The sequence below is a fragment of the Streptomyces sp. NPDC017202 genome (genome assembly GCF_044331705.1).
Lineage (GTDB): Bacteria > Actinomycetota > Actinomycetes > Streptomycetales > Streptomycetaceae > Streptomyces.
The window spans coordinates 37923-50671 of the sequence record NZ_JBIRNP010000002.1; the positions used below are offsets into that span (position 1 = coordinate 37923).

Annotated in this window: 9 protein-coding genes and 1 tRNA gene; 5 read left to right on the top strand and 5 right to left on the bottom strand. The window is 70.6% G+C overall.

Annotated elements, in window-relative coordinates; all coding sequences use genetic code 11:
* The first annotated feature begins 61 nt into the window (after positions 1–61).
* The 3 genes from hrpA to ACH4N1_RS04360 all read left to right on the top strand — a co-directional run bounded on the left by hrpA (position 62) and on the right by ACH4N1_RS04360 (position 4715).
* A complete protein-coding gene (hrpA, locus tag ACH4N1_RS04350; protein WP_398094451.1) occupies positions 62–4006 on the top strand; it encodes an ATP-dependent RNA helicase HrpA in 3945 nt (1314 codons plus the stop codon).
* 95 nt (positions 4007–4101) lie between these two features.
* Positions 4102–4176 (top strand) — tRNA-Asp (locus ACH4N1_RS04355).
* A gap of 335 nt (positions 4177–4511) precedes the next feature.
* Entirely contained in the window at positions 4512–4715 is a 204-nt protein-coding gene (locus tag ACH4N1_RS04360) for a DUF6274 family protein (protein WP_382787712.1), read from the top strand.
* 438 nt (positions 4716–5153) lie between these two features.
* Here ACH4N1_RS04360 and bldC read toward each other — a convergent pair whose 3' ends face one another.
* Together bldC and ACH4N1_RS04370 are read right to left on the bottom strand one after the other, a co-directional pair.
* Entirely contained in the window at positions 5154–5360 is a 207-nt protein-coding gene (bldC, locus tag ACH4N1_RS04365) for a developmental transcriptional regulator BldC (protein WP_003949541.1), read from the bottom strand.
* Positions 5361–5915: 555 nt separating this feature from the next.
* Positions 5916–6758, bottom strand: a complete 843-nt coding sequence (locus ACH4N1_RS04370) for a hypothetical protein (RefSeq protein WP_398094452.1) — start codon at positions 6756–6758, stop codon at positions 5916–5918.
* A 221-nt stretch (positions 6759–6979) separates the two neighbouring features.
* On the opposite strand from ACH4N1_RS04370, the gene ACH4N1_RS04375 reads away from it, so the two are divergent.
* Together ACH4N1_RS04375 and ACH4N1_RS04380 are read left to right on the top strand one after the other, a co-directional pair.
* A complete protein-coding gene (locus ACH4N1_RS04375) occupies positions 6980–8083 on the top strand; it encodes a Leu/Phe/Val dehydrogenase (RefSeq protein WP_398094453.1) in 1104 nt (367 codons plus the stop codon).
* A 281-nt stretch (positions 8084–8364) separates the two neighbouring features.
* Positions 8365–8622 carry a DUF3073 domain-containing protein gene (locus ACH4N1_RS04380; protein WP_363090830.1) on the top strand — a complete coding sequence of 86 codons (258 nt, stop codon included), beginning with the start codon at positions 8365–8367 and terminating at the stop codon, positions 8620–8622.
* Between the two features lie 87 nt (positions 8623–8709).
* Here the strand turns inward: ACH4N1_RS04380 and purM are convergent, their stop codons facing one another.
* The 3 genes from purM to ACH4N1_RS04395 form a co-directional block, all read right to left on the bottom strand.
* Complete coding sequence (purM, locus tag ACH4N1_RS04385) at positions 8710–9777, bottom strand: phosphoribosylformylglycinamidine cyclo-ligase (RefSeq protein WP_398094454.1); 1068 nt, start codon at positions 9775–9777, stop codon at positions 8710–8712.
* A 45-nt stretch (positions 9778–9822) separates the two neighbouring features.
* Positions 9823–11349, bottom strand: coding sequence for an amidophosphoribosyltransferase (gene purF / locus ACH4N1_RS04390; protein ID WP_382787721.1), 1527 nt, complete (start codon positions 11347–11349; stop codon positions 9823–9825).
* Positions 11350–11571: 222 nt separating this feature from the next.
* Positions 11572–12369 carry a sterol carrier family protein gene (locus ACH4N1_RS04395; RefSeq protein WP_398094455.1) on the bottom strand — a complete coding sequence of 266 codons (798 nt, stop codon included), beginning with the start codon at positions 12367–12369 and terminating at the stop codon, positions 11572–11574.
* Between the last annotated feature and the right edge of the window lie 380 nt (positions 12370–12749).

The window sequence follows — 12749 nt, forward strand, 5'->3', positions numbered from 1 at the left end:
CACGGGGCGGGCCCAAAAGGGTTCGCCCCTTCTTTCTCCGGGATGAGATCCTGGACCCCGTATGTCTACGCACCCCGCCCCCGCCCTCGGCGTTCTCGCCCCCCGTCTGGCCGAGCTGTCCCTGCGCGACGCGCACCGGCTCGGGCGCAGGCTGGAGGGCGCGCGCAAGATCCGCAAGCCGGAGGCACGGGCCGCCGTCCTCGCCGAGATCGAGGCGGAGGTCGCGTCCGCCGAGGAACGGATGGGCGCGCGGCGAACCCGCCTGCCCGCCGTCACCTATCCCGAGCAACTGCCGGTCAGCCAGCGGAAGGACGTGATCGCGGAGGCGATCCGCGATCACCAGGTCGTGATCGTCGCCGGTGAGACCGGGTCCGGCAAGACCACGCAGATCCCGAAGATCTGTCTGGAGCTGGGGCGCGGCGTCCGCGGCATGATCGGGCACACCCAGCCCCGCCGCATCGCCGCGCGGACGGTGGCCGAGCGGGTCGCCGAGGAGCTGCGGTCGCCGCTCGGGGAGGCAGTCGGCTGGAAGGTGCGCTTCACCGACCAGGTGAACCCGGACGCGACCTTCGTGAAGCTGATGACGGACGGCATCCTGCTCGCCGAGATCCAGACCGACCGCGAGCTGCGCGCCTACGACACGATCATCATCGACGAGGCCCACGAGCGGTCCCTCAACATCGACTTCCTGCTGGGCTACCTCGCCCAGCTGCTGCCGAGGCGTCCGGACCTGAAGGTCGTCATCACCTCGGCCACCATCGACCCCGAGCGGTTCTCCCGGCACTTCGGCGACGCACCGATCATCGAGGTCAGCGGGCGGACGTATCCGGTCGAGGTGCGCTACCGGCCGCTCCTGGAGGAGGAGTCCGAGGACGCCGACCGCGACCAGATCACCGCGATCTGCGACGCCGTCGAGGAGCTGATGGCGGAGGGGCAGGGCGACATCCTGGTCTTCCTCTCCGGCGAGCGGGAGATCCGGGACACCGCGGACGCGCTGGAGAAGAAGAAATACAGGTTCACGGAAGTGCTGCCGCTGTACGCCCGGCTCTCGCACGCCGAGCAGCACCGCGTCTTCCAGCAGCACAGCGGCCGCAGGATCGTGCTCGCGACCAACGTCGCGGAGACCTCCCTCACCGTCCCGGGCATCAAGTACGTCATCGACCCCGGCTTCGCCCGCATCAGCCGCTACAGCCACCGCACCAAGGTGCAGCGGCTGCCCATCGAGGCGATCTCGCAGGCCAGCGCCAACCAGCGCAAGGGCCGCTGCGGCCGTACCTCCGACGGCATCTGCATCCGGCTGTACAGCGAGGACGACTTCCTCGCCCGCCCGGAGTTCACCGACGCCGAGATCCTGCGCACGAACCTCGCCTCCGTCATCCTGCAGATGACCGCGGCCGGGCTCGGCGACATCGAGAAGTTCCCGTTCATCGACCCGCCGGACCACCGCAACATCCGCGACGGCGTGCAGCTCCTCCAGGAACTGGGCGCGCTCGACCCGGTGCAGAAGGACCCCCGCAAGCGGCTCACCGAGACCGGCCGCAAGCTGGCCCAGCTGCCCGTCGACCCGCGGCTGGCCCGGATGGTCCTGGAGGCCGACAAGAACGGCTGTGCCCGCGAGGTCATGGTGATAGCCGCCGCGCTGTCCATCCAGGACCCGCGCGAGCGCCCGGCCGACAAGCAGACCCAGGCCGACCAGCAGCACGCCCGCTTCAAGGACGAGACCAGCGACTTCCTCGCCTACCTCAACCTGTGGCGGTACGTCCGCGAGCAGCAGAAGGAGCGGGGCTCGTCATCCTTCCGCCGGATGTGCAAGCAGGAGTACCTGAACTTCCTGCGCATCCGTGAATGGCAGGACATCTACACGCAGCTGCGGACCGTCGCCAAGCAGATGGGCATCCACCTCGACGAGCGGGACGCCGCGGGCGACAGCATCCACGTCTCACTCCTGGCCGGCCTGCTGTCCCACATCGGGATGAAGGACGTCAAGGACGGCAACAAGAACGAGTACCTGGGCGCCCGGAGCGCCAAGTTCGCGATCTTCCCCGGCTCGGCCCTGTTCAAGAAGCAGCCCCGGTTCGTCATGTCGGCGGAGCTGGTGGAGACGAGCCGGCTCTGGGCGCGCGTCAACGCGAAGATCGAGCCCGAGTGGGTCGAGCCGCTCGCCGGGCACCTCCTGAAGCGGACGTACAGCGAGCCGCACTGGGAGAAGGACCAGGCCGCGGTGATGGCGCTGGAGAAGGTCACGCTGTACGGCGTGCCGATCGTCGCCCAGCGGAAGGTGAACTACGGGCGGATCGACCCGGAGGTCTCCCGCGAGCTGTTCATCCGCAACGCGCTCGTCGAGGGCGACTGGCGCACGCACCACAAGTTCTTCGCCGACAACCGCAGACTCCTCAGCGAGGTCGAGGAGCTGGAGCACCGGGCCCGGCGCCGGGACATCGTCGTCGACGACGAGACGCTCTACGACTTCTACGACCGGCGGGTGCCCGACCACGTCGTGTCCGGCGCCCACTTCGACTCCTGGTGGAAGCACAAGCGGCACGAACAGCCCGACTTCCTGGACTTCGAGCGGGAGATGCTCATCCGGGAGTCGGCGGAGGCGGTCACCAAGGCCGACTATCCGGACTCCTGGCGGCAGGGCCCGCTGAAGTTCCGGGTCACCTACCAGTTCGAGCCGGGCGCGGACGCGGACGGCGTGACCGTCCACATCCCGCTCCAGGTCCTCAACCAGGTCACGGACGAGGGCTTCGACTGGCAGATCCCGGGCCTGCGCGAGGAGGTCGTCACCGAGCTGATCCGCTCCCTGCCCAAGCCGATCCGGCGCAACTACGTGCCGGCGCCGAACTTCGCGGGGCGGTTCCTGGACCAGGCGGTGCCCCTCCAGGAGCCGCTGACCGTGGCGATGGCCCGCGACCTCAAGCGGATGGTCGGCGTCCCCTTCGAGGCCGAGGACTTCGACTGGTCCCGCCTCCCCGACCACTTGAAGATCACCTTCCGGATCGTCGACGAGCGGCGCCGCAAGCTGGCCGAGGACAAGGACCTGGAGGCGCTGAAGCTGCGGCTGAGGCCCAAGGCCCGTCAGGCCATCTCGCAGGCCGCCGCGGCCACCGCCGAGCGGCAGGGCGGCGAGTCCCTGGAGCGCTCCGGCCTGACCGACTGGAGCATCGGCACGCTGACCCGCGTCTTCGAGACCCGGCGGGCCGGCCAGCCGGTGAAGGCGTACCCGGCACTGGTCGACGACGGCGACACCGTCTCCGTACGCCTCTTCGACACGGAGGAGGAGCAGGCGGAGGCGATGTGGAAGGGCACCCGCCGGCTGATCCTGCGCAACATCCCGGTCAACCCGGCGAAGTTCGCCTCCGACAAGCTGACGAACGCCCAGAAGCTCGCGCTGTCCGCGAATCCGCACGGCTCCGTCCAGGCCCTGTTCGACGACTGCGCGACGGCCGCGGCGGACAAGCTGATCGGCGACTTCGGCGGGCCGGCCTGGGACGAGGAGTCGTACCGCAAGCTGTACGAGAGGGTGCGCGCCGAGATCGTCGACACGACCGTGCGGACGGTCGGGCAGGTGCAGCAGGTCCTGGCGGCCTGGCAGGCCTGTGAGCGCCGCCTGAAGGGCGTGCGCAGCCCCTCCCTGCTGGCCAACCTGACCGACGTCCGCAAGCAGCTGGACGCGCTCGTACGGCCCGGCTTCGTGACGCGGGCGGGACTGCGCCGGATGCCGGACCTGATGCGCTACCTCGTGGCCGCGGACCGGCGCCTGCAGCAGATGCCGACCAACGTCCAGCGGGACACCACCCGCATGGAGAAGGTCCACGAGATGCAGGACGAGTACGCCTGGCTGCTGGAGCAGCTGCCCCCGGGCCGCCCCGTCCCGTCCTCGGTGCTGGACATCCGCTGGATGATCGAGGAGCTGCGGGTCAGCTACTTCGCCCACGCGCTGGGCACGGCGTACCCCGTCTCGGACAAGCGGATCGTGAAGGCGATCGACGCGGCCGCGCCGTGACGGACCCTGCACGGAGAGTGAGTTCGACCAGGCGGGCCCCGCTCCTGTAGAGTCTCGTTTCGCAGCACAGCGCAACACCAAGTGCCGCAAAACCTGGTCCTGTGGAGCAGTTTGGAGTGCTCGCCACCCTGTCAAGGTGGAGGCCGCGGGTTCAAATCCCGTCAGGACCGCACAGATCGAAGAAGGCCCGCACCCTCAGGTGCGGGCCTTCTTCGCGCCCCGCCCTCTCACCCTCGCCGGCACGGAGGCCGCAACCGCGGCGGAGCCGCCGACGGGTGCAGCACATTCCGTCAGGACCGCACCGATCGGGGAGGGCCCGCACCCCCGGGCGCGGGCCTTCTCCGCATCCCCCGCCCGCTCCCCCCGCCCGCCGGCACGGAGGCCGCGCCCCGCGGGACCTCCGGCCCCGGCCGGGTGCCCCCGCGCGGCCTTGACGGCGTCACCTTCGGCCGGTACTCCAGAAGTTCAGGGCCGCGCTTCCCGCGGGCTCCACTGGAGGTGGCGTATGGCGGCATCGACCGGGCACGCGACGCGGGCACTGCTCCGTGCGCACCTGTCGGCCGCGTCGTCCTACCGGCACCTGACCCGCCACTGTCCCGTCTGCCACCGCCTCCAGCGGCTGGTGATGGACGGCGCGCCGCCGGACGCGGAGGAGTCCCCGGAAGCGCGGCGGGAGGCCGGCGAGGGCGAACAGCCCTGCACGGCCTGATGTTTGACGCTTGCATTAGCGCACCCGGGACGGCGACAACAAGGCCAGTGGCATGTGACGGGTGTCACCGCATGAGTTTCGGGAAGGTGGGTTCTTACCCGCTTCCTACAACTCTTCAATTTAATATGTGCAATTGCACCACTCCGGAAGACACCTCCGCAGATCCCCCCACGGGCCCCCACAAGGGTCCTCACAGCCGATCCGGCAGCCCTCCACAGGGCACCCCAGACTTCGACAAGGTCGCTCACAGAACGCTCCGACAGGCACGCCCAGGGCACAAAAAAGATCGCGCCGGACTCGGTGGAGTCCAGCGCGATCGACGACGCACCGTGTGGGCTACGGGCCTGTTGGGGCAGGACCCGCGTCGCTTGGAGCAAGGGTGCGGACAACTCGGCAGATGGGGGGACCTGCGGTGTTGTTGCCCGGTACTTCGGTTGCTCAGGCCTCGCTGCGCTGCTGCGGAATACCCGCGAGCAGTGCGCGAACCTCAGCCTCGCGGTAACGGCGATGTCCGCCGAGCGTGCGGATCGACGTGAGCTTGCCGGCCTTCGCCCACCGCGTGACCGTCTTAGGGTCCACACGGAACATCGTGGCAACCTCAGCCGGGGTCAGCAGCGGCTCAGCATCAGGGGTGCGAGCGGTCATGAGCGGCCTCCTCGGGAGAACCGAACCTTCTCGGTTCTTTCCTCTAAATTCTGCACCTTGACCCGCGTTGCCCGAAATGGCGGACGCGAGTCGAGTCGGTTATAGGACGAACGGCTTGTCCTCGGCACTACAACTACACCATCCGTCCAGCCGCGTCGGCCAAACCGATGGAATTGCCCCCCAGGTGTTCATCGGCGACGGAAGCCGATGGACCGTGCCATAGCGGACAGTCACGTCAGTGTGACGATCAGTCACACGACGATCAGGAGTCACCAGACCCCCCAAAGCGTGCAATGCTGAGATTCCCCCCACGATGGAGCACAAGTGGACGGACGGAGCCCTCCCCGGACTCCTTGTCCTATTTTGGCACGAGGAGGGGCAACCGGCGCAAGGGCCGTGTACGTGCGGTCCGTCACCCTTGCGACAAAAGCCCGGATCGGGATCTACGCCCCGTCAGTTCCGTGAAGTGCGGCCGACCGTACGCTGTTCGAGGGCATATGACCGTGACGCAGGTCACGGCGACCGCCCGTCGCCCCCGTCGCGCCTGTCGCGCCGTCAGTTCGCCGAGCGCCGGTCCCGCACCGACCGCCAGCGTTCCGCGAGCCGGGTGTACGCCTCGCCCGCCGCGGGGCCGTCCCCGCGCCGCAGGGCCGCGATGCCGGCGGCCACGTCGGCCGCCGAGTGGTCGTCCTCCAGATCACCGGCCGGCAGGACGTGGACGAGCCCGCCGTAGTCCAGTTCCACCAGCGAACGCGGGTGGAACTCCTCCAGCCAGCGGCCCACGTCCACCAGGCCGTCGATGAGCGGCCCCTCGTCCATGGCGTCCCTGAGCGCGCGCAGGCCCCGCGCCACCCGGCGGCGGGCCTGCACCATCGGCGTGCGGTAGCGCAGCACCGGGGCCTGCTCGGCGGTCCCCTTGTCGTACTCGCGCTCCTCGTCGGCCAGGAGCACGAACCAGTGCAGCGGGATCTGCCAGGTCGCCGTGCGGATCCAGGGGCGGGCGTCGGGGTTGCGGACCAGCCAGCGCTCGTAGTCCTGGGCGGCCTGGAGGCGGACCAGGGGCGGCAGGGCCGCGTCCAGGACCGGACCGGGCAGTTCGTCGCCCAGCTCTTCCAGGGCTTGCCAGCCGCGCAGCCGGGTCCGCCAGGGGCACACGCACACGACCCCGTCCACGTCCGTCACGAACGCGTCACCGCTCTCGTGCACCGGGACCGCGACCGGCGGGGTGGGCAGCAGGTCGGCCAGTGAGCGGCGCAGCTCGTCCTGGCAGGTGGGCAGGCCGGGGCGGCGGGCATAGCGCGCCCAGTGACTGCGCTCCGGCTCCGGGAAGGCTGCCAGGGGCTCGTACACGCGCAGATAGGCGGCGTACGGGACGATCACCGAGGACACCTGGGGCACGCCTGCTCCCTCCCCTGTGGACCGGCCGGGAAACCTTCCGCGGCCCCTGGTGAGAAGGCCGGAAAACATGCAAATCGTCGCACGGCCGTACTCCGCGAGGGGGTGATCCGCACCACGGAGCGTACGGCGGGCGGCGCAGGCTCTACGCTCGTCCCACGGGCCCCGCCACCCGTACGGGAGCCCCCGTCCCGCCCGCCGCTAGTTACCCAGGAGTCACCACCGTGACCGACGTATCCGGCGCCCCTGATCATGTGCTGCACACCCTGTTCCGCTCGGACCAGGGTGGCCATGAGCAAGTCGTGCTCTGCCAGGACCGCGCCAGCGGTCTGAAGGCCGTCATCGCCCTCCACTCCACCGCCCTGGGCCCCGCCCTCGGCGGCACGCGCTTCTACCCGTACGCGTCCGAGGAGGAGGCCGTCGCCGACGCGCTGAACCTCGCCCGCGGGATGTCGTACAAGAACGCCATGGCCGGGCTGGACCACGGCGGCGGCAAGGCCGTGATCATCGGCGACCCCGACACGATCAAGTCCGAACAGCTGCTGCTCGCGTACGGCCGTTTCGTGGCCTCTCTCGGTGGGCGGTACGTGACCGCCTGCGACGTCGGCACCTATGTCGCCGACATGGACGTCGTGGCGCGCGAGTGCCGCTGGACGACCGGGCGCTCCCCGGAGAACGGCGGCGCGGGCGACTCGTCGGTGCTGACCGCCTTCGGCGTCTACCAGGGCATGCGGGCCAGCGCCCAGCACCTGTGGGGCGACCCGTCCTTGCGCGACCGCAGGGTCGGGATCGCGGGGGTCGGCAAGGTCGGCCACCACCTGGTGGAACACCTGCGGAACGAGGGCGCCGAGGTCGTGATCACGGACGTGCGCGAGGACGCCGTACGCCGGATCCGCGACCGGCACCCCGAGGGCGTGACGGCGGTCGCGGACACCGAGGCGCTGATCCGGGTCGAGGGCCTCGACATCTACGCCCCCTGCGCGCTGGGCGGAGCACTGAACGACGAGTCCGTGCCGGCGCTGACCGCGCGGATCGTGTGCGGAGCGGCCAACAACCAGCTCGCCCACCCGGGCGTGGAGAAGGACCTCGCCGACCGCGGGATCCTCTACGCGCCGGACTACGTGGTGAACGCCGGCGGGGTCATCCAGGTCGCCGACGAGCTGCACGGGTTCGACTTCGAGCGGTGCAGGGCGAAGGCCGCGAAGATCTTCGACACCACGCTCGCCATCTTCGCACGTGCGAAGACGGACGGGATTCCGCCGGCCGCGGCGGCCGACCGGATCGCCGAACAGCGCATGCACGAGGCGGCTCAGGCACGCGGTTGGTGAGCACGCTCCGGTACCCGCCGGGGGAAAGTTCGAGAGAACTCTCACTCTTCCCGGCGGGTCGCCCGCCGAGAAGTGGTTAAAATCGCCACTGACCAGCGAGGACAGGGCGCCTCGAAGGTTCTGTGCACACGCGCGTGCTACGGGCGACGTACCGTATGGGTTCGGGCTCAGGTACCGTGGAAGCCCTACGGACCGGCCTCTCCGCGGAGAGTCCGTTCCGGACCATGAACGCGTGTCAAGACTCTGGGGCCGTCGAGCCCCGTCGTTGAGGGGGTCGAGCCATGGGGCGCGGCCGGGCCAAGGCCAAGCAAGCGAAGGTCGCCCGCCAGCTGAAGTACAACAGCGGCGGGACGGATCTCTCACGCCTGGCCGAAGAGCTGGGCGCATCGCCATCGAACATTCCGCCGAACGGGCAACCGTTCGAGGACGATGACGATGAGCAGGACGACGACCCGTACGCACGGTACGCCGAGCTGTACGGGGGCGACGACGACGACGAGGACGAGGACTCCTCGCACCAACACCGTCGCGGCGCTTGACCTTGCTTCGAGCACTCACCCGGTCGGTGACTTCGGTCACCGACCGGGTCTTGTGCTGCGCACGGGGTCCCGGCCCGCGCCGGCGCTTCAGCTCGCGTAGTCCCCGACCAGGGCCGCACCGCTCGGGTGCTCCCCGCAGTCGGTGATCTCACCGGCGACCCACGCCTCGACCCCGCGGTCGGCCAGCGTGGTCAGCGCCACGTCCGCCGACTCCTCCGGGACCACGGCGATCATGCCGACGCCCATGTTCAGGGTCTTCTCCAGCTCCAGGCGCTCGACCCGGCCGGTCCGGCCGACGAGGTCGAAGACCGGGGCCGGGGTCCACGTGGAGCGGTCCACGATCGCGTGCAGTCCGTCGGGGACGACCCGGGCCAGGTTGGCCGCGAGTCCGCCGCCGGTCACGTGCGAGAAGGCGTGGACGTCCGTCGTGCGGGTGAGGGCCAGGCAGTCCAGCGAGTAGATCTTGGTCGGCTCCAGCAGCTCCTCGCCGAGGGTGCGGCCCAGTTCCTCGACGCGCGCGTCCAGGGAGAGGCCGGCCTGGTCCAGCAGGACGTGGCGGACCAGCGAGTACCCGTTGGAGTGAAGGCCGGAGGCCGCCATGGCGATCACCGCGTCGCCCGTGCGGATGCGGTCGGGGCCCAGCAGCCGGTCGGCCTCCACGACGCCCGTACCGGCGCCGGCCACATCGAAGTCGTCCGGGCCGAGCAGGCCCGGGTGCTCGGCCGTCTCGCCGCCGACCAGGGCGCAGCCGGCCAGGACACAGCCCTCGGCGATGCCCTTGACGATGGCGGCGACCCGCTCGGGGTGGACCTTGCCGACACAGATGTAGTCGGTCATGAACAGCGGCTCGGCGCCGCACACCACGATGTCGTCCATGACCATGGCGACCAGGTCGTGGCCGATGGTGTCGTAGACGCCCATCTGGCGGGCGACGTCGACCTTGGTGCCGACGCCGTCGGTGGCGGAGGCCAGCAGGGGGCGCTCGTAGTTCTTGAGGGCGGAGGCGTCGAAGAGACCGGCGAAACCGCCGAGGCCGCCGAGGACCTCGGGGCGCCGGGTCTTCTTCACCCACTCCTTCATGAGTTCCACTGCGCGGTCGCCCGCTTCGATGTCGACGCCCGCAGCTGCGTAGCTGGCACCAGTTGTCTCAGACATGGAGGTGAGAACTTTCGTGTCGTACGGCAGGTATGACGGGACCGTCTACGGGCGGCGGATCGCGTCGGCGGCGGCCGTCGCGGCCGGGCCGGCGGCCAGCTCCGTCTCCAGGAGCTGCTTGCCGAGCAGCTCGGGGTCGGGCAGATCCATCGGGTACTCGCCGTCGAAGCAGGCGCGGCAGAGGTTCGGCTTGGCGATGGTGGTCGCCTCGATCATGCCGTCGATGGAAATGTAGGCCAGGGAGTCGGCGCCCAGCGAGGTGCCGATCTCGTCGATCGACATGCCGTTGGCGATCAGCTCGGCACGGGTGGCGAAGTCGATGCCGAAGAAGCAGGGCCACTTCACGGGCGGCGAGGAGATCCGGATGTGGACCTCGGCGGCGCCGGCCTCGCGCAGCATGCGGACCAGGGCCCGCTGGGTGTTGCCGCGCACGATCGAGTCGTCGACGACGACCAGGCGCTTGCCCTTGATGACTTCCTTGAGCGGGTTCAGCTTCAGGCGGATGCCGAGCTGGCGGATGGTCTGCGAGGGCTGGATGAAGGTCCGGCCCACGTAGGCGTTCTTGACCAGGCCGGCGCCGAAGGGGATGCCGGAGGCCTCCGCGTAGCCGATGGCCGCCGGGGTGCCGGACTCCGGGGTCGCTATGACCAGGTCGGCGTCGGCCGGGGCTTCCTTGGCGAGTTTCCGGCCCATCTCCACGCGGGAGAGGTAGACGTTCCGGCCGGCGATGTCGGTGTCCGGGCGGGCCAGGTAGACGTACTCGAAGACGCAGCCCTTGGGCTTCGCTTCCGCGAACCGGGAGGTGCGCAGGCCGTTCTCGTCGATGGCGACGAACTCGCCCGGCTCGATCTCGCGGACGTACGCGGCGCCGCAGATGTCGAGGGCGGCGGACTCGGAGGCCACGACCCAGCCGCGCTCCAGCCGGCCGAGGACCAGCGGGCGGATGCCCTGCGGGTCGCGGGCGGCGTAGAGCGTGTGCTCGTCCATGAAGACGAGGGAGAAGGCGCCGCGGACCTGCGGGAGGACGGTGTGGGCCGCCTCCTCGATGGTCAGGGGCTTGCCGTCCTCGTCGACCTGGGCCGCGAGGAGAGCGGTGAGCAGGTCGGTGTCGTTGGTCGCCGCGACGCGCGGGGAGCGGCCCTCCTGCTTGGGCAGGTCGGCGACCATCTCGGCGAGCTGGGCGGTGTTGACGAGGTTTCCGTTGTGCCCGAGCGCGATGGAACCGTGCGCGGTGGCACGGAACGTCGGCTGGGCGTTCTCCCACACGGAGGCGCCGGTGGTCGAGTAGCGGGCGTGTCCGACCGCGATGTGACCCTGGAGCGATCCGAGCGAGGTTTCGTCGAAGACCTGGGAGACCAGACCCATGTCCTTGAAGACGAGGATCTGGGAGCCGTTGCTGACCGCGATTCCCGCGGATTCCTGGCCTCGATGCTGGAGGGCGTAGAGCCCGAAGTAAGTGAGCTTGGCGACCTCTTCACCGGGAGCCCAGACCCCGAAGACGCCGCAAGCGTCCTGGGGGCCCTTCTCGCCGGGGAGCAGATCATGACTGAGTCGACCGTCACCACGTGGCACGTCATCGAGTGTAGGCGAGGACGACCACTGGTCCGAATTGGGGATACCCGTCGGTAACTCGATCTTGAGCGCCCGAGGGTCGCCTCGATCACCTCATCCATGCAGGTCAGAAGCGGTTTCCGATGATCGACCCGCCGGGCGGGCACGCTGCGTCGGCCGCTCTCCGGCGGTCGGCTCCACGGGTATGAGTGAGGTGTCGCACACCACGGGGCGTCCGCCGGGTCAGGACAGGAGCGGCAGCAGCCCCGCGAGGTCCGCCCGCTCCCCGCTCGCGGCGACCTTCGCCTCCTCGACGGCCGCCTTCCAGGTCAGCCGGCCGCAGGCCAGCCGCACCCAGGTCAGCGGGTCGGTCTCGACCACGTTGGGCGGGGTGCCACGGGTGTGCCGGGGCCCCTGGACGCACTGCACGACGGCGTACGGCGGGATCCGCACCTCGGTCGCCCCGCCGGGCGCCCGGACGGCCAGGGCGTCGGCCAGCAGCCGGGTGGCGGCGGCGAGGGCCTGGCGGTCGTAGGGAACGTCCAGGCCGGGGACGGCCGCGTTCAGGTCGTCGGTGTGGACGACGAGTTCGACGGTGCGGGTGACCAGGTAGTCGGCCAGGGGCAGCGCGCCCGCGTTCGTCTCCAGCACCCGGGAGCCGGGATGGGCGTCGAGCCGCTCGACGAGATTCCGCTCCGCGGCCGTGAGGCAGGCGTCCAGGTCCGGGTGGTCCGCGGACAGCCGCCGCGTGAAGGCGTCGATGGCCGGGGCACTCACGGACGTCGCGAACGGCCAGTCGAGCAGGGTGGCGTCCGGCTTCGCCGGCTCCGGCAGGTCGAGCGACCGCCCCACCGCCGTGACGGCCATCCCGATGTGCGCGACCAGCTCCCGTACGGTCCACTCCCCCAGCCGTGTCGGCAGCGCGAGCTGCTCCGGGGTCAGGGTGGCGACGGCCTGCCGCACGTGGCCGAGCTGGGCCAGCACCGCGGCACGGGTCCTGACGGGGTCATAGGTTCTGGTGCGCTTCTTGGCCGGGGGCATGGCGGGAAGCCTATGGCGTGCCGGTCCGGGACCGCCGTCCTTCGGGGACCGACAGCCGCCCGAGCGGCACGCCCAGAGGTCCGCCGGCCGCGTCGGGCCGCCGCCGCGAGCGTCCGTGAGGGGGCAGCGCCGCCCCGCCCCGCCTCCGGCCGCCGCGGAGACGGCCGCGAGGCCGCTCGCGGAGGCCGCTCGCGGAGGCCGCTCGCGGAAGGCGGTCGCGGAAGGCCGTCGCGGAAGGCGGTCGCGGAAGGCCGTCGCGGAGGCCGCTCGCGGAGGGCCGTCGCGGAGGCCGCTCGCGGAGGGCGGCCGGCACGCGTGCCGAAGGCCGCCGCCCAGGCGTTCGGAGAAGCCTGGGCGGCGGCCTTCGGGCGGTACGGCCG